The following is a 21,383-nucleotide window of genomic DNA, read 5'->3' as shown; positions in this document are numbered from 1 at the left end:
CTGACGGCACACTCATACAATGGATGAATGGGTACTCAATGCGCTGAAACGCTGGCCGAACGTGCCGGCCTTGTTTGGCTGGCTGCGCCTGGACCGGCGCGGCCGCTGGCTCGTGCAAGGCGAGACCATCAGCCATCCCCGCATCGTCGAAGTCATCAATCGTAACTACGCGGCGGACGAGCACGGCCGCTGGTATTTCCAGAACGGCCCGCAGCGGGGCTATATGCACCTGGAGTCGACGCCCCTGATCCTGTTGGTGTCAGACGATGACGAACACCTCGTCACTCACACCGGTCTCGCAGTCAAACAACTTCGCGAAGCTTATATAGACGAGACCGGCTCGCTCGTCCTGGTCACCGAACATGGGCCCGGCGAATTGCGCGGCACCGATCTGCAATGGGCGCTGGATAGATTGTCCATCGACGACGAAGATTCTCTCGCCGCGGCGCTCGAACTTCCCTCTCAATCCGACACCGGCATCACGCTGAATACCGGTGCATCTCAATTGCCGCTGCGGCGTTTGGACTTCGCTCAAGCTCCGTCAGTGCTGGGATTCAACCGCGACCCAGCACCGCGCGAGGGAGAGAAAGCCGCCACCCGCGCGATGGATTGATCATCAGCCGGGTCGCGGCCCGCGCTTCGCGTATTCCTCGACGAGCTTCGGGTAGTCCTCGAATGGCGGAAATCCTTCGTAGCTATGAGCGGCACCCGCGCTCGCGCCAGGCAGCCGCGTTTGGGTCCACGTCTCGATAAAGGGCGCAACCCACGACACGTCATCTAACAACGTCGGCCGCACGTTGACGAAGTGATTCAATCCTTCCGGCCGCGTGAACATCCAGCTCTTGCAGTGGGGACAGAAGTAGTGGCGGGTCGCGCCGTGCAGGCCGCCGATCACGGGCTCGCCTTGAGTGACAGCGAAGCCGTCGGTGGGAATCGCCGCGCTCAGCGAATAGGCGCTCGCGCTCATGCGCTGACAGCCCCGGCAATGACACGCCATCGTCAGCAGGGGCGCCGCGGTGACTCGGAAGCGGACCTGCCCGCAGCGGCAGCCGCCGTCCCAAGGAAGTTTCCAATCGCTCATGATCCCACCCCGTTTATTGCCGATACGACTGTACGGGGGATTCACGGATTTTTCACGCTGCGGATCACCCCAAACTCACGACCGAGGCGCACTGTGGCGGCCTCGGCAACAAGATGAGGGGAGACTGCTATGCGCATCGAGATCTGCATCGCCCTGGCCGGCGCGCTGTGGCTGGCTGGCACCGCCGCGCAGGCGCAAGTGCCGGTGCATAAGCACTATCAGGATCACGAATCTTTCGACTCGACCTCGCCCTCTGGCGCCATCGCTCCCCGCTTGCAGAACGTCGGCAAGCATACGTTTCCGGTGACGACACAATCCGAGCAGGCGCAGCGCTTCATCAATCAGGGATTGAATCTCACGTACGGCTTCAATCACGCCGAAGCCGGCCGCGCCTTCGCCGAAGCGGCGCGACTGGATCCGAATGCCGCCATGGCCTACTGGGGTCAGGCCCTGGTGCTGGGCCCGAACATCAACGCGGCGATGGGACCGGAAGAGGAGCCGAAGGCGCTGGCCTTCATTCACAAGGCCCAATCGCTCAAGGGCAAGGTGAGTCAACGCGAGCGGGACTACATCGACGCGCTCGCCCTGCGTTTCACCGGTAAACCCGAAGATCGCGCCGCTGCCGACCAGGCCTATGCCGGCGCGATGCGCATCCTGCAGGAAACCTATCCGGACGATCTCGACGCCGCGACGCTGTACGCCGAATCGGTGATGGATCTCCGCCCGTGGAATTACTGGACTCGCGACGGACGCCCTTATGATCAAACCCAGGACATCGTCAAAGCGCTCGACCGCGTGCTCGCGAAGAACCCGGATCATCCGGGCGCGTTGCACTACTGGATCCATTTGTGGGAAGCGAGCAATACCCCGGAAAAAGCCGAAGCTGCGGCTGATCGGCTGTTACCTCTCGCGCCGGCGGCCGGTCATCTCGTGCATATGCCGGGACATATCTATCAACGCGTAGGCCGCTACGAAGACGCGATGAAAGCCAATCAGATGGCCATCCTCGCCGACGAGGATTACATCACTCAGTGCCGCGCGCAGGGCCTGTATCCGCTGGGCTACTATCCTCACAACGTGCACTTCCTCTGGTTCGCTGCCAGCATGGCGGGTCAGAGCAAAGCGGCGATCGACGCAGCTAACAAAACTGCAGAAGCCATTCCGCCAGCCGCACTGAAAGAGATGCCCATCCTGCAGAGCTTCGTGCTCGTGCCGGACTACGCGCTGGTTCGCTTCGGCAAGTGGGATGAGATTCTGGCCGCGCCGGCGCCGCGTGCGGACACGCTCTTTACTCGCGGTGTGCGTCACTACGCTCGCGGCATGGCCTTCATTCGCAAGAAAGACTTCGGCGCCGCGAAGAAAGAAATCGAAGCCGTGCGTCAGATCGCGAAAGATCCGAAGCTGATCGAAACGCCGTCGTCGATGTCGCTCAATCTCGCCGACTCCGTGTTACGGGTCGCGGTGGAAATGCTCGATGGCGAGTTGGCCGCCGCACAGGGGAACTACGACGTCGCCATCGCTCATCTGGATCGCGCCGTGCGCTATCAGGACAACATGATTTACACCGAGCCCGACGATTGGCATCAGCCCGCGCGTCATACGCTCGGTGCCGTGCTGCTCGACGCGGGTCGGCCCGCCGAAGCCGAAGCAGTGTATTGGGAAGATCTGCGTCGTAATCCGAAGAACGGCTGGTCGCTGTTCGGCTTGAACAAAGCATTGCAGGCGCAGAACAAACAGGAACAGGCGAAGCTCGTCGAAGCGGATTTCAAGAAAGCCTGGGCCGATGCCGACGTGACGCTCACTGCCTCACGCTTCTAAGCATGGACAGACTCTATCGACCGCTCGCGGCGCTGCTGTGGATCTTCGCCACAGCGGCGTCGGTCTATGCGGACGGTCCCGGTGCTTATCGCCCGCCCGCGCGCTCCGCTCTACCGCCGACGATTTCGGAGCTGAGCGCGATCGATGCGTACAACCGGGGCTACGCCGCCATCCAACGCGGCGATCATTCGCAAGCCCTGGCGGACGCCAGTCACGATGAGAAAGAAAAAGCCGATGCCGAGCACGCCGCGCGTGACTCATACAAGGAGTCGTTAGGGCATTTCAAAGAAGCGGTGCGACTCGATGCGTCGATGCACGAGGCGTACACCTATCTCGGCTATGCCAATCGCAAATTGGGCGATTACACCAAGTCGCTCGCGGCGTATCAGCAAGCGCTGAAGATCAACCCCGATTATCCGCACGCGATCGAGTATCAAGGTCAGGCCTTTCTTGGCTTGAACCGGCTCGACGAAGCTCGATTCAACTATCTGCGCTTGTACGCGCTCAACAAAGGACAAGCAGCGAAGCTGTTGCAGGCGATGCGCGCGTGGGTCGCCGCCAACAAGAACAAGCCCATCGACGGAGTTGACGTAAGCGGGTTCAGCGAATGGGTCGCGCAACGCTCCGAAGCCACTCGCGACGATGTGCCGTCCTCGAGCTGGTGAATCCAATCAGACAGTGATCTCGATTCGATTTCCGTCGGGATCGAGCACCACGCTTTCGTAGTAGCCATCGCCGGTCCGCCGGGGACCGTCGAGCACGGGATAGCCGTCCGCTTGCAAGCGCCGCGTGAGTGCATCGACGCGCTCTTCGGAGCCCACCGACATGGCGAAGTGCGTCAGCCCCATGCGCTGCGCGCCCGCCGGGATGACGACGGGCGACAGCGTCGTGGTCTTCATGAATTCCAGCCGGGCGCCGTCGCCGAAGCTGAGGAAAACGGATTCAAAGCCTTTGGCGGCATTGCGGTAGCCGCTGCCGGCCACAGCGTCGAAATACGTGACGTAAAAATTCCTGACACGTGCCAGGTCGTCGGTCCAGAGAGCCAGATGTTCGATGCGCATGAGTGTCGAGATTGAAGACAGTGCCAAGCACAGACCCGAGTCGAGTTGGAAAGTTTCCCGTCACTTTGGCGCGAGTGTCAGCAACGCTTACAGCCGGCCCGGTCGCTTTGTGACTTCCATCCATTTTCCGCCGCTTCGTAGTGTGCTCCGATGGATCCACGCAGACGCGACGAACGTTGCTCGGCGGCACCGGAAAAACGGGCGCAAATGTGTAAAAGAATCGGACACATGAGCTCGAGCGAGTGCCGACAGGATTAACAATCCTTCATTCGAACATCGAACGCGACGTCGCCGACGAAACTAGTGTTAGAAAACGATTCCCGTGACTGATGTCGGTCACGGGTGGCAACGAATCAGAAATAAGGACCAAACATGGCACGGGTCATTGGCGGAATCGGGCACACCGTACTGAGTCTTTCGGTGTTGGCGGTGCTGACGGGTTGCGGTGGCGGCCCGGGCGTCACGCAGAATGCTCTGCCTTCGGGTTCTTCCGGTTCGTCCGGCACGGGCTCGAGCGGCGGTAATTCCAATCCGGGTCCTTCGACCGGCGACAGCGGCACCACCAATCCTGGCGCCACCAATCCCGGCACGACCACGCCGCCGGTGAACGAAGCCATTGGCGATCCGGCCACGGCCACCGCGAACCAGTCCGTGCTGACGACCACTCGCACCGACACTTACAACATCAACGCCGCCGCACTGGGCACCAGCGGCTGGCGCCCCACCGCGTTGATGGAAAACGAGACTCGCTACGAAGTCCGCGACGGTGCGAACAGCCCGCGCGTCGCCTTCGACGCGGCCGGCAACGGCCTCGCAGTGTGGGCGCTCGGCGATATCTATGTGAGCCGCTACACCGCGAGCACCGCCAGCTGGTCCGCTCCGGTCGTCATCGATGAAGGCATCGACCAGGCTCATCAGCCGCGTCTGTCCATCGACCGCACCACCGGCAATGCCGTCGTGACCTTCACCCAGAGTGACGGCGTCGCCGAGTCGATCTACGCGACCCGCTATACCGCGTCGACCGGCGCCTGGAGCTCGCCGCAGGTTCTGGAAAACACCAACAACGCGGTCGACGGCGCCGCCGAGAACTCGAACCTTCACGTCAATGGCTCGCGCGCGGCCGCGGCTTGGCGTCAGTCGGACGGCACGAACGTCAACGTCTATCTGTCGCGCCTGGAGAGTGGCGTGTGGAGCACCCCGCTGCTCATCGACACCGGCACCAATCCGGCCCTGCATCCCGATGTCGTCGTCGATTCGAACGGCAACGTGACGGTCGCGTGGCGTCAGAACGATCCGGTGACGGGCTATCGAATCAACACGCGTCGCTGGGACAACGCCACCCAGACCCTCGGCCCTGTGATGCCCATGAACGGCGCCGGCGAGCGTCAGCATCGCCTGGGCGTCGACCCCGCGGGCAACGTCTTCCTGGTGTGGCGTAACGGCGGCGTGTTCTTCCGTTACTACGACGCGGCGACGGGCACGTGGACTGCGCAGACCGACCTCAGCGCCGGCGTCGGCGGCACTGTGGACGCCGAGCTGTCGGTGGACGCCGCCGGCAACGCGCTGGTGGCCTGGATCGAAAACGCCAGCTCCATTCCTTCGATCTATGCGCGCCGTTACAGCGCAAGCACTCACACCTGGGGCAATGCCGAGCTGGTGGAAACCAGCACGGTGCCGGTCAATCCGGATACCTTCATCACCGCCTCGTTGAGCGGCAATGAAGCCGTCGTGGGCTGGATCAGCAGCGCCAACGACGTGTACGCCTCCAAGATGAACAATGGCGTGTGGGGCCCGATGACCCTGCTCGAAAATCGCGCCGAAGCGGGTAACGAGCTGACTTCCGCCATCAACGCCGCCGGCAATGCCGCTGTGTTGTGGCAGCAGGCCGATGGCGCGCAGCGCTCCATCTACCAGGCGATGTACCAGACCGCCAACTTCATCGTGCCGGCTGGCGCGACCTGGCAGTCGATCGCCAACTCGCTCTATGGCGTGAACAATGCCGAAGCGGGCGTGGCGTTGCAGACCGCAATGGGCGGCGGCGCGTTGACCACGGGCGCGATCCTGAGCGGCTTCCCGGCGACCTTGACCGTGACGACGCCGATCCCGGGTTACTACACCGTGCTCAGCACCGACACGTGGGCGCATGTCGCTTCGCGCGTGTACGGCGTGACCGATGCGGCGGCCATCGCTCGCTTGCAGCAGCTGGTGGGCACCACCACGCTGACCGCCGGCCAGCAGATCGTCGTGCCGAGCTCGTTCGTGTACACCGAGTCGGCCAACTTCCGCGCGCCGCTGGATTGGACTCGCGTCAACACGACCTCGATCACTTATCACCAGCTCAACAACAGCGTGTTGACCACGCCGCTGACCAACTGGTCCTCGCAGGTGTTGTTGGAAACGAATCCGGCCGAGGCGTTCAACCCGCGTGTCGCGTTCGACAACGCCGGCAACGGCGTCGCCACGTGGCTGCAGGGCGGCGACATCTACGTGAGCCGCTTCACGATCAGCAACGGTCAGTGGTCGACGGCTACGGCGATCGATCTCGGCACCACGCCGGCGTTCTCGCCGAAGGTCACCGTCGATCGCGTGAGCGGCGACGCGTTCGTGTCGTACACGCAGAGCGATGGCGTGGCGACCTCCATGTACGTGACCAGCTTCACGGCCAGCACCAACACCTGGAGCGTGCCGCAGCTGCTCGAGACCAGCAATCTGGCAGTCACCGAGTCGTCGGAGCAGACCGCCAGCGCCAGAAGGGGCGCACACGCGGTGATCGCGTGGTTGCAGACCGATGGCACGCTGTTGCACTTGTATATGTCCCGCCTCGTGGCCGGCACGTGGTCAGCGCCTCAGCGCGTAGACACCGGCAACGACTACGGCGTGGGCGATCATCCTGAAGTGCAGGTCGACAGCAGCGGTAACGCGATCCTCGTCTGGCGCCAGCGCGATACGCAGACCGGCTTCCGCATCAACGCTCGTCGCTGGGACAACACCACGCAGTCGTTCGGCGCGGTGGTTCCGCTGAACATCAACGGCGTGGGCGATCGTCATGCCCGCATCAGCATGGATGCAGCCGGCAATGCCATCGCGGTGTGGCGCGGCGGCGGCGCGTTCACGCGTCGTTACGACGTGGCCACTGGCGTGTGGGGCCCGCAGATTCAGTTGAACGTGGGCGGCGGCGCCGGCACCACGGCTGAGGTCTCTGTCGACACCAACGGCGATGCACTCGCCACCTGGGTCGAGACCGATGCCACGGGTCCGTCGCAGTACGCGCGTCACTACGATGCGGCTACCAACACTTGGGGCAGCGCCGTGGCGCTGGAAAACAGCAGCGAAGCCGTCAACATCGACATCGAGACGACGGTGGCCTTCGTCAACGGCAAGGGCGTGGTCGCCTGGCCGCAGGCTAACGGCCAGCTCTATGCCGCTCGCTACAGCAACGGTGTGTGGGGCGCGGCGGTCAACATCGAGAATCGTGCCGAAGCCGCGACCGTGACGGTTGCCGCGATGGATGGTAACGCCAACGCGACCGTGCTCTGGATCCAGGCCGACGGCGTCCGTCGCTCGATCTACGGTGCTCGCTCCACTTCGGTGCCGTACTACTCTGTGCCGGCCGGTGCGACCTGGCAGTCGCTCGCCAATACGCTGTACGGCATCGACTCGGTGCCGGCTGCTTCGGCGCTGCAGACTGCGATGTCGAACGTGACGTTGACGACGGGCCTGCACCTGCAGCCGCTGCCGACGACGCTGACCGTGACGCCGCCGACGCCGACGAACTACGTCGTGCAGACCGGTGACACGTGGCAGAGCATCACGCTGGCACTGTACGGCACGAATCGTAGCGAAGCGGCGACCGCGCTGTGGGACTACCTCGGCCGTCCGACGCTGACCGTTGGCCAACAGCTGCTGATCCCGGCGGAGCTGGCCTACACGATCACGCCGTAACTCACGCTTAGGGCGAACCAGACTGGGCCCCGTCGCAAGGCGGGGCCCTTTTCTTTTGTATCAACCGCTCGTCTGCGTTTGTTTCCATTCACGCGGCGACAGCCCGCTCTGCACTTTGAATGCGCGAGACAGCGCGGCCTCGCTGCCATAGCCCACTTCCACCGCAATCATCTTGAGCGAGCGCCCCTGGCGAAGTGCCTGCTGTGCCAGAGTCACGCGCCAGCTCTGGAGATAAGCGCCTGGAGTTAAACCGACAGTGTCGCGAAATACGTTCGCGAACACGCTGCGAGACATGCTCGCCTTCTCCGCCAACTCTTCGAGCGACCATTCGTGTGCGGGCCGCTCGTGCATGGCTACCAACGCGTTTCGAAGCTTGGGATGTCCCATGCCCGCGAGCATGCCGCTGCGAATCTGCCCGCTCTCCATCAAGTGACGTAGCACTTGAATCAACACCACTTCGAACAAACGGTTCACGAGCGCCTGCCGTCCACAGCGCTGATTGAACGCTTCATCGAACAACAGTGAGAGCACGCCGTCCGCGCCATAAATCTCCGCAAGCGGCACGCAGATCGCTGCAGGCAACGCGGCGGCGATTGGATTCGCGATACCACCATCGAAGTGAAGGTTCGCGCACGCCAGATCGGCGCCGCGCTTCGCGTCCGTCAGAAAGCGATGTTTCAGCGGCCGCGGATACAACAGCAAACTGGGCTCGACGACATGCAGCGGACTCTCGCCCTCCTGCGTGACCTCAACCGGGCCCAGCTTGATGAGATGCAGCTGCCCGGTGTCGGGCAACGTCGGCACTTCGTTCAGCCCGCATAGCGCTCCGGAGTGGAACATGCGGGCATGCACGGCGAAGCGGGTCAGCAGAGACTCCAGACGATCGACCATTCCAGGATTCCTGATCAAGTTTTGCAGATTTTAGGTGAGCAGGAGTCCGATGGGCACGGGTACAGTCTCTGCCACTGACGTACACCACCCCACGAGCCAAGGAGCCCGACATGTCGATCGAGAAAGTTCTGTACACCGCCCAAGCCACCGCCAACGGAGGCCGCGACGGCCGCGCCAAGTCTTCTGACAATGTCCTCGATATTCAGCTGTCCACGCCGCGCGAGCTGGGTGGCGCCGGTGGCCCGGGCACCAACCCGGAACAGCTGTTCGCCGCCGGTTACTCGGCATGCTTCCTGGGCGCGCTGAAGTTCGTGGCCGGTAAGGAAAAAATCGCACTGCCGGCGGACACCACCGTGACCGGCCGCGTCGGCATCGGCGCCATCCCGACCGGCTTCGGCATCGAAGCTCAGCTGACCATCAAGGCCCCCGGTCTGCCCAAGGACCAGGTGCAGAAGCTGGTCGAGAAAGCGCACATCGTGTGCCCGTACTCGAATGCCACTCGCGGCAACATCGACGTGACGCTGGTCGTCGCCGACTAAGTCTCGTTGAACAGCGCCGTGTAACGCCGCTGCATCTCCTCGACGGTCACATCTTCGATGTGGCCGCCGAGCAGCCATTCGTGACCGAACGGGTCGCGCACGGTGCCGGATCGCTCGCCATAAAACTGATTCTGTAACGGGCGCACGATGGTGGCGCCCGCGGCGACCGCTTGCTCGAACAACCGATCCACGTCGCTGGCGTGAATATGAATCGACACGCTGGTGCCACCGATGGAGCGCGGGCCCTGAATGCCGTACTCCGGATATTCATCGGACAGCATGATCGTCGCCGGACCGATCTTCAGCTCGGCGTGACCGACTCGGCCGCTGGGCTCCACCAGCCGAAACAATTCCTTGGCGCCGAACGCGCGCGTGTAGAAATCGATGGCCGCCTTGGTGTCGTGCAGCCGCAGGTAGGCGTACACCTCGTGAATAGTTTGCTCGCTCATCGTTGCTCCTGGTCCGCGAGGAAGGAGCATAGTGTCACGCCGGGCGGCGGACGAGTCTTGAAGCTTTTTTACCTGACCCGACCACGTGATGATGCTCGCTATTCGCGGCCGGCGGGCAGTAGGCCGACGGCGCGACGCCGGCGAGCTCGCGAAATTCCCGGGAAAAATGCGCCTGATCCGCATAACCCGTGGCCGATGCCACGTCGGCGAGCCGGGCGTCGCCTCGAGCGAGTCGCGTGAGCGCATTGGAAAAACGCTGGACGCGATAGAAATGCTTCGGGGTGAGCCCGACCGTCGAATGAAACAAGTCGATGAAGTGCCGCGGGCTGTAGCCAGTGCGCTGTTGAATTTCATCCACGCGTGCCGACACCGAGCTGGCATGCAAGGCATACGCGATGGCGGGATGAATCAACAACGGTCGTCGGATTCTCGCGATCAATTCCGCTTCCAGCGCACGACACACCGCCATCGGCTCGCGGATCGCAGCGAGTCGTTCGTGGAGCTCGAGTCCGCGATAGCCCCACAGCTCCTCAATAGAAACATGACGATCGCGCAATTCGTCCAGCGGCACACCGAGAATTTCCGCCGCCATGCCGACGCGAAACGACGCGCCGACTACGACACCTGGGGGCTTCGGCCCGGCGAGGTAATAGCGGGACTGCGGGCCATGGATCACGCCGCGCGTCCACCCATGCCACAGCGCTTTGCTCTCGGGCGCGGCCCACTGAATGACAGAATCATGCAAAGGAATCACGAGCTGCGCCTTGCCGGAAGGCAGCATGTGCTCCAGACTCGCGAAGTGCTCGCGACGCTGGCTCAGCCAGATGCAGTCGATCGCGACGTCCAGCGGAGGGGCGGGAGAGTATCGGATCATCGGTGCTCGCCCTCCTCAATCTGTTGCTGACGGGACCCTGGGGTTCTCTTTATACTCCGCGTCACCCGCCCCGGGGAATCCGCCCGGCGCTTCTCCCCCTGTTACATTTTTCCAGAATACGCCCGACGGCGGGACCACCCGACGTCATTGTTTCGGTATGCAAAGACATCCTGTGTTTCTAATCGTGGTGCTCGGCTTCTTGAATGCCCTGACACCGTTCACCATCGACCTGTATCTGCCGGCATTCCCGCAGATTGCAGCCGATCTGGGCGTCGCTGTGTCGCGCATGTCGCTCAGCGTGTCCGTGTATTTCATCGGCTTCGCGCTCGGCCAGGTCATTTACGGTCCGTTGCTGGATCGATTCGGCCGGCAGCGCCCGATCTACGGCGGCCTGGCCATTTATGTGCTCGCCACGCTGGGCTGCATGACCACGAAGTCTTTCGAAGGGCTGCTGGTCTTTCGATTCATTTCGGCGCTGGGTGGCAGCGCGGCGTCGGTCGGCGCCATTGCCCTGGTGCGAGATCACGTGCCCGCCGAAAAGGCAGCGCGTGCCTTCGCGACGCTCATGCTCGTGCTGAGTGTGTCGCCATTGCTCGCGCCGAGCATCGGTAGTTTGATCGCAACCATTGCGGGCTGGCGAGTGATCTTCGCTGCGTTGGCCGTGCTCGCCATTGCCAATCTCGCACTGGTGATATTCGTGATTCCTCGCACCTACGCGCCCGATCCCTCGGTGAGCTTGCGACTCACGCCGATTCTTAGGACGTTTGGTGACGCGCTCGCGCAGCCTCAGTTCAGGACCTACACGCTCGCGGGCTCATTGTCCTTCGCGGGATTGTTCGTGTTCGTCTCGGGCTCGCCCGCGGTCTTCATGGACGGCTTCGGCGTCGGGCCGGGCGGCTTCGGCGCGATCTTCGCCATCCTCGCGGGCGGCATGATTCTCGGCGGTCAATTGAATCACCTGCTGTTGAGATATTTTGCCAGCGAGCAAGTGTTTCACCGCGCTTTGTTACTTCAGGTCATCGGCGGCGTGACATTTCTGACGCTGGCGTTGACGCTGGATCTCGGCAAGTGGGCGACCGTGGCACTGCTGTTCGTCTTCCTGCACTGTGCCGGGATCACGTATCCGAACGCCGCCGCGCTGGCGCTGAAGCCCTTCACCAAGAACATCGGCAGCGCCTCGTCGTTGCTGGGTTTCATCCAACTCGGCATGGGCTCGATCGCGGCGGCGCTGGTCGGCGTGCTGGATTTGACCGGTCCGCTGCCCATGGCATTCGTCATGGCAACCTGCTCTACCGCAGGCTGGATCGTGCTGAGATCGGCGCGCAACTTGAAGACCGAAGAAGCCGGCGAACAAACGTCAGCGTAAGCCTCACGGAGGCATCGTCCTACTCGGAATTCCGAGAAGGCAAGTCGGCGGCCGATGGTTATTCTGCCGCTTATGCAGACACGCCAGCTTCGTCCTTTGCTCGTGGCACTCTGCGCGCTCAGCTGCATGTCGCATGCAGCGGAAGCCCCAGTGGAGTTCGACACGACTGGCGGCGACGCGTGGACCTTCGACAAGCACGTGGAAGGTCGAGTCGATCCCGCGACGTGCGACGAAGTCTCGATTCACGGGCCGACCGGCTCTTCTGTCGCAGCCATCCACGACCGTCGTTTCTGGGCGTCCGTCCCACTCCGCAGTGGCGAGAACGAGATCTGGGCGCGCTGTACTCGGCAAGGTCGCGAAGTTGCACGCTCTCCGGCGCAGCACTGGCTGATGCGCATCGAGGACCGGCCTCGAGCGTGGATTCGCACTCGCATCGACGGTCGAAACATTTCGATGGATGCCGGCGGAAGCGAGATGGCCGCGGGCGTCGCCGCTCCCCTCACCCGTTTTGAATGGCGAGCACGACGTGGCAATCCCGCGCCATTGACATTGACGCCGGTCACCGCGCCAACCCTTCGGGTCGAGTCGCCCGATAGGGACGGCGAATACTATGTGACGTTACGAGTCACCGACGCGTTGGGTCGAAGCGACGAGAGCACCGCCGTCTTCCATGTTGTTAGCGGCTCGCCGAAGGAAGTCGATCTCGAGCGCGACCATCCGGCTTGGATCTCACGCAGTGTTCTGTACGGCGTAGCGCCGTTCGCGTTCGGTCACAACGGCTATGACGACGTGCGCAAACGTTTGCCGGAGATCGCAGCGCTGGGCGTCACCGCAATCTGGCTATCGCCAGTGACCGGCGCCCCGCATGACGACTTCGGCTACGCCGTGACCGACCATTTCCAAACCCGCCGCGAATTCGGCACGACCCTCCAACTCAAGGCCCTGATCGAAGCAGCGCACGCACACGGATTGCGCGTGCTCATCGACTTCGTTCCGAATCATCTGGCGGCAAGTCACCGTTACTACGTCGATGCCGAGCGAAGTCGGCAGCGCTCACCCTACTTCGATTGGTTCGAGCGCGATCCACAAGGCCGGGCCACCAGCTACTTCGACTGGTCGCATTTGAAGAATCTCGAATACGACAACCCTGAAGTGCAACGCTACATGATCGAAGCCTTCAGTTATTGGGTGCGCGAGCTCAACGTCGATGGCTTCCGAGTGGACGTGAGCTGGGGCATCCGTGAGCGGGCGCCGGAGTTCTGGCCGCGATGGCGCAAAGAGTTGAAGCGCATCGATCCTGACGTGCTGCTGATCGCCGAAGCGTCGGCGCTCGACGGTTATTATTTCCAGCACGGCTTCGATGCCGCCTACGACTGGACCGCCAAGCTCGGCGAATGGGCATGGAACGAAGCGTTTGCCGGCGCGACGCCGGATCTGGCCAGGTTGCGCGCGGCGCTACTGAAGAGCAGCCGCGATCTTCCGGAGCCGGGCATCGTCCTGCGCTTTCTAAACAACAATGATACGGGCGAGCGCTTCATCACCCGTCATGGCCCGGACCTCACTCGAGTCGCCGCGACAATGCTGCTCACCCTGCCGGGTTTACCGCTGATCTATAACGGCGATGAAGTCGGCGCCGAGTTCCTGCCCTATGACGAGCAGCCGCTGTCGTGGAACGATCGTCATGGGCTCCTCGCCCACTACACCAGGCTCGTCCAGCTGCGGAAAGAACTCCCCGCGCTCAGCTCGCCGAAGATGGAGCTGGTCGCGACCAATCGCGACGACGCGGTGCTTGCCTATATGCGCCGCCCGGCCGCCGAGGCGCCTTGCGATCAATCCGTGCTGGTGCTGCTCAACTTCAGCAACCAGCCTGTCGATTTGAAGTTAACCGCCGCGGGCGCAGAATCGCTCCAACTGAAACCTTTCGACGCTCGCGTGTTGCCCGGAGCGGATTGCAATCAATGAGCGAAGACGTCGAAGTGACGGCATTCGCCCGGCGTCGCACGGAGCGCCACCTCCATGGAAAGAAACGGCTGATCTGCGCTCGTGGTGCCTAGCACCTGACCTTCCGGTGAAATGATCCACGCTTGGCCACCGAAGGTTCCTGAGCGATTCGACGACACCGCATACGCATGCGTGTGCTGAGCCAGCGAGCACGCGCGCTCCAAGCCATCGCCTAGCTCTGCCATGTCCCCGGCTCGCGGGATGGCGAGCACATCGACAGTCTCAGCGTCATAGCCCCTCGGCGCCCACATCTCGCTGCCAATCAGCATCGCGATCCGCAGCCCGCGCACTTCCAGCGGGATGAACTCAGCGGTGGCACTGTCGTACCACGAACCTTCGCGCGCCCCTTTGGTATCGGGAAGGAATGATTTGGCGTGCACGGAGAGCATGCCCAGCGGCTCTTCCCAAAGAAATCCTTCATCATAACGCTCGTTGCCAAAATCGACGGGGCGGGACGCCATCACGATCGCGGGACTCAACTCGCGCAGTCGATGTTCCCACTCATCGTGGGCATGCACTGCCGCCGCCCACACGCTCCGATCGAACCTGTCAGAGCTCGCAAACCAGGCGCTGAACGGCATGTCCGGCAGCACCACCAGATCGCTGTTCTCGTCGCGCACGTGCTCGACCAGATCTCCCCAAGCCGCATCGAACGATTTGCGCCGGTCCGGCAGCTCACAGACGGTGATCTTCATGGCACACCCCTGGTGAAAAGGCCCGTCTTGAACGACGGGCCACCGCCGGCATTTGTTCCAGCCTGCTATGCCTATTGCATCAACTTCATATAGGCCACCAGGTCCTTCTGATCCTGCTCGGTGAGCGTCAGGCCCAGCACACCGAAGAAGCGGGCGTACTGTTGCATGACCTCTTCGAGCGTCTTCGCCGAGTTGTCGTGGAAGTACGGAGCGGTGCGCGACACACCCCACAACGACGGGATCTTGAAGGCGTTCAAGCTTTCGAAGTCGGTCGAGCCGTTGATGAGCGCGCGACCCGGATCGGGGCTCGATACGGTCGTGGTTGTACCATCGGGATTGGTGAACACGAAGTCATATACCGGATTGCCCGCGACATTCATTTCTGAAACGCCGATCGTCTGGAAGCGGCCGCCGCGTGCGAACGGCGGGAACGGTCCGAACTCGTTGGTCTCGTTGAGCATCGGCCCGCTGTGACAGTTCGCGCACAGGCCCGACTTGAAGTCGCCTTCCAACGGCACGTCGAGGAAGAAGCGTCGACCGCGAACTTCCGACGCCGTGCGCGGAGTGGGCAGCTTCGGTGTCGTACCCAAGTACGCGTACTTGAACGTCGTCAGCGAACTGAAGAATTGAGGCGTGTGCTGATAAGCCGCGATCAGCTCCAGATCGCGCTGCTTCGGCTCGCGACGCACTTGAGCGTGATCGAAGATGGCGCCGCGAGCCTGCGCGACCAGATCGGGCTGCCGACCATCCTGCATCAGCACCGGATCGAGCGCCGGCGTATTCAACGTCGACGGAGCACCGCGCCTCACCACCACGCTGCGTGCCTTGGGATCATTCGCCAGGCGAACGTTGTCCGGCAGCGGAATGCGCACGAGGAACGTTGCGTCCTGGAGCATGCGCGTTGTCCCGTGGCCCGCGCCGTCATCGCTGCCGTCCGCCAGAAATAGCGGGTCCTTGCGATTGTGAGAATAACGTTTGCGCGCATCCGCCGGCGACACCGTGCCCGTTTCGCGGCTATGACAGGTGAGACACGTGCGGCCGTTGCCACCGAAGGTCTCGCGCTCGAACAATTGACGCGCCTTCAGGAAATCCAGCGGCCCGCGAAAGAACTCGAGCCCCGCGGCATCGTGGGCGGAAATGTCTGCTACGCTGTCTGCCGGCTCGCCAGCGGAGGCAAGCGCCGGCAAGAGAATCAACGCCAACGCGAGTCGCCTGGCTATCATTGCAATCTCCTTATAGGCACGAAGGGTGGGAGTGATGAGGACGCGCGGAAGTATCGTGAGTCGCCGCCCGACACGAATCGTCCGTAAGACGCACCCGAGGAGCCATGCCCTTTCGGCCACGCGCGTTTGTGACTATCGATAGGTGCTGAACCCTTCACATGAAACTGGTGCTCGATACCAACATCGTCCTCGACTGGCTGGTCTTCGAAGACCCTCGCCTGTCCGAGTTACAGCGCGCTTGGGACGAACAGCGACTGGAACTTCTCACTCACGTGCCGGCGTTGGATGAGTTGCGACGCGTGCTTGCTTATCCGCAGTTCAAGCTTGCGGAGCCCGAGCAAAGAGCCGTGTTGGAATGCTACGAATCTAGAGTTCGTATCGTGTCGTTACCTGACGGCATGCCGCCAGGATTTCCTCGCTGCAAGGACTGCGATGACGATCACTTCATCGCCCTCGCCTACCATCATCGCGCCGACGCCCTCGTCAGCAAGGACCGCGCCGTTCTGGATCTGGCCAAGCGCGTTCGAAAATTCGGCGTGACAATTCTCAGTCCGCCGCAGTTGACAGCTACTTTGCGCCAGGCTCACCCGGCGCCGCCTTGAACGCGTGAGCCCTTTCGAGCACGGCTTTCAGCGTACTCAGCCGCCGAGTTTTTTACGAATATCATCTACCGCGGCAACCAAGCCGCGGTAGCTTTGTTCGGCCGACGAGGCCTTATCGGCAACAGCGGACAAATCACCGGCGCTCCCCAGATTCTCCAATTCCTGGAACATCGCCGCCAACGCATCGGCGCCGACGGTTGCCGCGTTGGCTTTGAGACTGTGCGCGCTGCGCCTGAATTCCTTCGCATCGCCCGCGGCCAACGATCGCTGCAGTCCCTCGAGGAGTCGAGGAGCGCTGTCGATCATCGTGCCCAATATCATCGCCGCGCCTTTCGCACTGGCCGCCGAAACCAGTCGATCAATGGCGTCCTGCCGGAATTCGATGCCGGACGGGCCGGTTGCAACGGCAGCAGTAGCCGCTTCCACATGCACTTGCTGTCGTAACAAAACCTTGGCGAGCTCGTCGAGCTGCACAGGCTTGCTGATGTAATCGTCCATGCCAGCGGCCAGACACAACTCGCGATCGCCGGTTAAAGCATTAGCCGTCATCGCAACGATGCGCGGCTGTCGTTCTTTCGGCAGTCGCTCGCGAATCCGACGGGTCGCGTCCAGACCGTCCAGCTCCGGCATCAAAACATCCATCAGGATGAGGTCATAGGGCGCTCGAATCGCGGCCTCCACCGCCTCGATGCCGTTCGACACAATATCCGCCGTCTGTGAAAGCCGCTCCAACAGCAGCTGGGCCATGCGTTGATTCACAACGTTGTCCTCAGCCACAAGGATGCGCAACGGCGACTGAAGCTGTGAGTGGCCTGCGACCCATTGGAAGTTGAGCTGATACGGCGTGCCGTCGGTCGAACCCGTCAGGACTGCCGCCAGCGCATCGAACAGATGCGACTGATGCAGCGGCTTGGTCAACACGCCTTGAACATTCGACCCCGCCGCACGAGCGGCTTCATGCGCAGGACCGTGACTCGCCAACAACAATATCTTCATCGAACGCGCGCCACCGAGCGCGGCAATCTCATTGGCCAGAGTTGTGCCATCCATGGGCGCCAGGGTGTAGTCGATGAGCGCGACATCGAACTGCTGGCCGCTGCCAACGATGTCCAGTGCCCGGGTGGGCGATGGAGTATCCACAACCGTCATGCCCCACGAATCGCAGTACTGACGCAACACGCCGCGAGTCGTTTCGTTCTCTTCGACGATGAGCACGTGCCGTCCCGTCAGTTCAGCAGGATCGATCACGCCCGGCCGCGTCGGCATCAGATCCGCGGACGCGGCCTCGAGCGGCAGTGTCACCGTGAATGTCGCGCCGGCGCCAACGACGCTATCCACCCGAATGTCGCCATTCATGGCTTCCGCCAGGCGTTTACAAATCGCCAGCCCCAGACCGGTGCCGCCATACACGCGAGTCGTGGACACATCGACCTGACTGAACACTTCGAACAATCGGTGGTGACGCTCCGGCGGAATACCGATGCCCGTATCCCGGATCGCGAGCCGCACCGTGTAACGCTCATTCTTCTCACGCACGCCAGAGATCTCGGCGACCACTTCACCGTGCGCGGTGAACTTCACAGCATTCGACAGCAGGTTGACCAGGATCTGGCGAATGCGCGCCGTGTCGCCGATGAAATAGTTCGGCAGCTGTGGATCGTAGTTGTAAGCGAGCTCCAGCCCTTTCTCCTGCGCCCGGTTGGCCAGCAGATCCAGCGATTCCTCGACACACACACGCAGATTGAATGCCTGCTGTTCCAGATCCAGGCGGCCCGCTTCGATCTTGGAGAAGTCCAGAATGTCGTTGATCAAGTCCAGCAGCACGCCGCTGCTCAAGCGCGCCATCTCGACATATTCGCGCTGCCGCTCGTCCAGCTTGGTGTCCTTGAGCAGACTGGTGGCACCGATGATGGCGTTGAGCGGCGTGCGGATCTCGTGACTCATGGTCGCGAGGAAGCTCGACTTGGCCGCGCTCGCCGACTCTGCTTGATTCAATCGTTCGAGCTTGGTGGCCAGCAGCCCCGCTGTGTGGCGCAGGACGTCGACCTCGTCGGAGAAGCGCGAATCCATCCGGTCCGCGCCCAACAAGCCGCGCGCCTCAGCGAACCTTTGCTCAGCGACCACCGGCAGCGCGCGGGTGACACGAACCAACCGACGCAGCACCGGCCATGCGACCAGCAACAATGCCAACGATGACGAGGCCAGGCCGACGGCGATCGCGAGCGTCATCTTCTCCGTATCCGCGAGAATGCGCGCTTGTGCCGCCGTGTCGTCGACGATAAACAACGCCTCGGGCCCGCCATCGCCGCTGACCATGCGTGCCGGCAATGTATGTATCTGCAAGAGATAACTGCGCTCGCCGGCGACTTTCGCCACCCGAGTATTGGGGGACGGCGGCGACCGCTCAAAATTCAACTCGGTCAGAACCGGCGCGAGCGTGGGCGCGTTGGTGAGCACGCGAAGATGTCGGCCCCACAACTGCGGCAAGGATTGATCGCTGGAAGTATCGCCGGATTCCATCAACGCCACATCCGCGCCCGCGACACGCCGAAAGGCCTGCAACTGATCCGAAGCAAGCTGACTCACGATCATCGAGATCTCGCGCCCGTCGCGATCGAACGCCGGCACGAAGGCGTGCATTACACATTCGCGCACACAGGTCAGCCGCGTCATCGGCCGATGGGTCGTGCGCAGATCGCGCAAAACATCCTCGATGTTGAAAGGCAGCGTAGCGCCAACGCTGCTGGTCCATCGCGCGATGGGCTGACCTTCCGAAGTGTAGTACTCGATGCGCGTCAACGCGGATAGCAAACCCGCAGCGGGCGACAGATCGGCGAGGTCACTCGATTGCAGTTCGCTCGTGCGCGTCACCGCCGCCATGTTGGTCGCCAGACGAGTCAACTCGTCGCCGGCGCGCTCGAGCAACGCATCCAGCGACATGCCGAAACGATCCATCTCTTCCTGACGGTTGCGCTCGTTCTGCTCCTGCAGGCTGTTGTAGCCAAGATAGCCGAGGTAGGGATAGGTCGTGCCGAGCAGGATGATCAGTAGCAGCAGCGCTTTCCACATCAAGCTCAAGCGCGGCCGCATGCGACCGGGCGATTCGGCGGGGGGCGGCGCCGGAGCCATGGGATTCATGCCGCTCAGAACTTGTAGCCCACCATCAGCATGAGCATGGACCAGCGCTGGTTGCTCACGGGCGGCGGATTCTCCAGCGCCTGCAACGTCGCGGTCCCGTTGATCCAATGATGCTCGGCCCACACGCCCCAATGTTCATCGGGCCGCCAGTTCGCACCGATAGTGAAGTCATGACTGAACTGCGTGCGGCGATCGACACCGGGATTGGCGGCCGCGAAATCATGACCGCTGCGGTCGTGGCGGTTGTGATAGAAGCCGTCCATTCTCGCCATCAACGTCCACTTCGGGCTGATCCGATACTCCCCTTGCAGATAACCGCTGTCCGCCGCCGCGCGTTGATGCAGGAACGGAAAGCCCATGAAGGTCAGCCGATTGTCGTTATCCACGAGCACGTACTCAGCCGTAATCGTAAAGCGCTCGGCGTTGTAGCGCGCCGAGAAAACATTCAGGTCCACATCGAAACGCCCGACCAGGTCGATGTCCGTGCTCATGCGGAACTGCCCGGCGAAATAGCTATAGGCGAACTGCCAGCGACCGCCGTCGATCGAGTCCATGAGCTGCAGATTCCAGGAATCGCCGATGCGCAGGTCGTACGGCACGCTCAGCGTCACCAGCAACCGCTCGTCGGTTTCACGCACGTCGTGCTCGGCGTTGACGGTGCCGGTGAACGTCAGCTCGTGCTGCCCGATCGACTTGCCGCCATAAACCTGCGCTCCCGGCGAGGTGAAGATCAGACTGCGTTGATTCTGATTGTCGCTATAGACCGAGGGCAGCAGGATGCTCGGCCGCGTGAATACCACATCGCGCGTTTCGTTGTAGAACCCCAGCGAGTTCTTCACTTTGCCGGCACGGAAGCCGGCTTGAACGGTTGCTTCCGAAAGCAGGCGGTAGTCGGCGACCGCGTAGTCAAGGCGGACCGAGCCGTCGTCGCTGATGCCAGCGTCGCGAACCGCAGCCTGGACTGCGAACGACAGATTCGGCTGCACCTGCACGGCCGCGTTGATGCCCGCCTCGTAGTAATTGAAGCTGCCATCGGTGCTGTCGCCAAAGAAGTCATTGTGCTGACTGAGCACAAAGCCCTGCGCCGCATAGCCATGAATCTGATAGTCGAGCGCGCTTGCCGAGCCGCTGAAACAAATCGCGGCGAGCGCGACTGCCAGACGCACGCGAACGCCCTGTGCTTTTGTCGTGTGCAATCCGTTACTCATGGGCGGTGCCCGTCATCAACAGCACGGTCTGCCAGCGCGGCCGAGCGGCCCGATTCTGCGATGAAGCTTCGCGTTTGCGCACGAAGCCGATCGCACCGGGGGTCGCGCGCACGCGCTCCATCATTTCGTCTTCCGAGCGCACCACGGTGGGCGCAAAGCCGGTGCCGGTAAACACCATGCGATCCCAGGCCCGGCGCAGCACATAGGAGTACATGCCGAGCCGCTCACGATAGAACTGATCGCTGAGCGGATCGTCGTCAGGCAGCACGAACACGCGAATCGGCGAGCCGTCGGGCCATTCGCGTACCCGCATCGTGAACACCGCCCGCAGCAGATCTCGATCCAGTTTCACTTTCGCCAGCGACGGACTGACGATGACCTGGACGGCGAAGGTGGCATCCTGGGGGATGGCGGCGGTCGGCACCATCAACAACAACGCCACCAGCAAGTGACGCAGCCGCTGCAAGATCGGTCGATGATCCGTATGACTCACGT

18 protein-coding genes are annotated in these 21,383 nt (G+C 62.4%); 8 read left to right on the top strand and 10 right to left on the bottom strand.

Features of this window, described 5'->3' with window-relative positions:
- Positions 1 to 19: 19 nt before the first annotated feature.
- Positions 20 to 613 (top strand): DUF2946 family protein, encoded by a 594-nt coding sequence (locus ACFPN2_RS19530; RefSeq protein ID WP_380599512.1) that lies wholly within the window; start codon positions 20 to 22, stop codon positions 611 to 613.
- Positions 614 to 616: 3 nt separating this feature from the next.
- Here the strand turns inward: ACFPN2_RS19530 and ACFPN2_RS19525 are convergent, their stop codons facing one another.
- Entirely contained in the window at positions 617 to 1,081 is a 465-nt protein-coding gene (locus tag ACFPN2_RS19525) for a GFA family protein (RefSeq protein ID WP_380599510.1), read from the bottom strand.
- A 129-nt stretch (positions 1,082 to 1,210) separates the two neighbouring features.
- Here ACFPN2_RS19525 and ACFPN2_RS19520 point away from each other — a divergent pair, with 129 nt between their 5' ends.
- The gene (locus tag ACFPN2_RS19520) at positions 1,211 to 2,899 is read left to right on the top strand and encodes a tetratricopeptide repeat protein (protein ID WP_380599508.1); all 1,689 of its coding nucleotides are present in this window, start codon (positions 1,211 to 1,213) and stop codon (positions 2,897 to 2,899) included.
- A 2-nt stretch (positions 2,900 to 2,901) separates the two neighbouring features.
- Complete coding sequence (locus tag ACFPN2_RS19515) at positions 2,902 to 3,564, top strand: tetratricopeptide repeat protein (RefSeq protein ID WP_380599506.1); 663 nt, start codon at positions 2,902 to 2,904, stop codon at positions 3,562 to 3,564.
- Between the two features lie 6 nt (positions 3,565 to 3,570).
- Here the strand turns inward: ACFPN2_RS19515 and ACFPN2_RS19510 are convergent, their stop codons facing one another.
- Positions 3,571 to 3,960: a VOC family protein gene (locus ACFPN2_RS19510; RefSeq protein WP_380600182.1), complete on the bottom strand. Its 390-nt coding sequence runs from the start codon at positions 3,958 to 3,960 to the stop codon at positions 3,571 to 3,573.
- Between the two features lie 372 nt (positions 3,961 to 4,332).
- Between ACFPN2_RS19510 and ACFPN2_RS19505 the strand changes: the two genes are divergently transcribed.
- Positions 4,333 to 7,902, top strand: a complete 3,570-nt coding sequence (locus tag ACFPN2_RS19505; RefSeq protein WP_380599505.1) for a LysM peptidoglycan-binding domain-containing protein — start codon at positions 4,333 to 4,335, stop codon at positions 7,900 to 7,902.
- Positions 7,903 to 7,962: 60 nt separating this feature from the next.
- Here ACFPN2_RS19505 and ACFPN2_RS19500 read toward each other — a convergent pair whose 3' ends face one another.
- Positions 7,963 to 8,793, bottom strand: a complete 831-nt coding sequence (locus ACFPN2_RS19500; RefSeq protein ID WP_380599503.1) for an AraC family transcriptional regulator — start codon at positions 8,791 to 8,793, stop codon at positions 7,963 to 7,965.
- A 110-nt stretch (positions 8,794 to 8,903) separates the two neighbouring features.
- On the opposite strand from ACFPN2_RS19500, the gene ACFPN2_RS19495 reads away from it, so the two are divergent.
- Positions 8,904 to 9,332, top strand: coding sequence for an organic hydroperoxide resistance protein (locus tag ACFPN2_RS19495; RefSeq protein WP_380599501.1), 429 nt, complete (start codon positions 8,904 to 8,906; stop codon positions 9,330 to 9,332).
- On the opposite strand, the gene ACFPN2_RS19490 is transcribed toward ACFPN2_RS19495, so the two are convergent.
- Together ACFPN2_RS19490 and ACFPN2_RS19485 are read right to left on the bottom strand one after the other, a co-directional pair.
- Positions 9,329 to 9,781: a VOC family protein gene (locus tag ACFPN2_RS19490; protein ID WP_380599499.1), complete on the bottom strand. Its 453-nt coding sequence runs from the start codon at positions 9,779 to 9,781 to the stop codon at positions 9,329 to 9,331. The two genes, ACFPN2_RS19495 and ACFPN2_RS19490, sit on opposite strands and share 4 nt — an antisense overlap.
- Positions 9,782 to 9,815: 34 nt before the next feature.
- A complete protein-coding gene (locus ACFPN2_RS19485; RefSeq protein ID WP_380599497.1) occupies positions 9,816 to 10,655 on the bottom strand; it encodes a helix-turn-helix domain-containing protein in 840 nt (279 codons plus the stop codon).
- A 157-nt stretch (positions 10,656 to 10,812) separates the two neighbouring features.
- Here ACFPN2_RS19485 and ACFPN2_RS19480 point away from each other — a divergent pair, with 157 nt between their 5' ends.
- Positions 10,813 to 12,021 carry a multidrug effflux MFS transporter gene (locus tag ACFPN2_RS19480; RefSeq protein ID WP_380599495.1) on the top strand — a complete coding sequence of 403 codons (1,209 nt, stop codon included), beginning with the start codon at positions 10,813 to 10,815 and terminating at the stop codon, positions 12,019 to 12,021.
- 150 nt (positions 12,022 to 12,171) lie between these two features.
- On the top strand, positions 12,172 to 13,983 hold the full coding sequence (locus ACFPN2_RS19475) for an alpha-amylase family glycosyl hydrolase (RefSeq protein ID WP_380599493.1): 1,812 nt from the start codon (positions 12,172 to 12,174) through the stop codon (positions 13,981 to 13,983).
- Here ACFPN2_RS19475 and ACFPN2_RS19470 read toward each other — a convergent pair.
- Positions 13,977 to 14,717, bottom strand: coding sequence for a carbon-nitrogen hydrolase family protein (locus tag ACFPN2_RS19470; protein ID WP_380599491.1), 741 nt, complete (start codon positions 14,715 to 14,717; stop codon positions 13,977 to 13,979). The two genes, ACFPN2_RS19475 and ACFPN2_RS19470, sit on opposite strands and share 7 nt — an antisense overlap.
- Before the next feature lie 71 nt (positions 14,718 to 14,788).
- Positions 14,789 to 15,940, bottom strand: coding sequence for a hypothetical protein (locus tag ACFPN2_RS19465; protein ID WP_380599489.1), 1,152 nt, complete (start codon positions 15,938 to 15,940; stop codon positions 14,789 to 14,791).
- 158 nt (positions 15,941 to 16,098) lie between these two features.
- Between ACFPN2_RS19465 and ACFPN2_RS19460 the strand changes: the two genes are divergently transcribed.
- Positions 16,099 to 16,542: a putative toxin-antitoxin system toxin component, PIN family gene (locus ACFPN2_RS19460; protein WP_380599487.1), complete on the top strand. Its 444-nt coding sequence runs from the start codon at positions 16,099 to 16,101 to the stop codon at positions 16,540 to 16,542.
- 36 nt (positions 16,543 to 16,578) lie between these two features.
- On the opposite strand, the gene ACFPN2_RS19455 is transcribed toward ACFPN2_RS19460, so the two are convergent.
- Genes ACFPN2_RS19455 through ACFPN2_RS19445 form a run of 3 tightly spaced genes read right to left on the bottom strand, consistent with a single transcriptional unit; the run spans position 16,579 to position 21,381 of the window.
- A complete protein-coding gene (locus tag ACFPN2_RS19455; RefSeq protein ID WP_380599485.1) occupies positions 16,579 to 19,680 on the bottom strand; it encodes a hybrid sensor histidine kinase/response regulator in 3,102 nt (1,033 codons plus the stop codon).
- Positions 19,681 to 19,685: 5 nt separating this feature from the next.
- Positions 19,686 to 20,888: a TonB-dependent receptor gene (locus tag ACFPN2_RS19450; protein WP_380599483.1), complete on the bottom strand. Its 1,203-nt coding sequence runs from the start codon at positions 20,886 to 20,888 to the stop codon at positions 19,686 to 19,688.
- Positions 20,881 to 21,381: a type 2 periplasmic-binding domain-containing protein gene (locus ACFPN2_RS19445; RefSeq protein WP_380599481.1), complete on the bottom strand. Its 501-nt coding sequence runs from the start codon at positions 21,379 to 21,381 to the stop codon at positions 20,881 to 20,883. The genes ACFPN2_RS19450 and ACFPN2_RS19445 overlap by 8 nt, the downstream gene beginning before the upstream one ends.
- Positions 21,382 to 21,383: the final 2 nt, after the last annotated feature.

Source organism: Steroidobacter flavus, from assembly GCF_042651805.1.
GTDB lineage: Bacteria > Pseudomonadota > Gammaproteobacteria > Steroidobacterales > Steroidobacteraceae > Steroidobacter > Steroidobacter flavus.
This window is presented reverse-complemented; position numbering and strand designations above follow the sequence as displayed.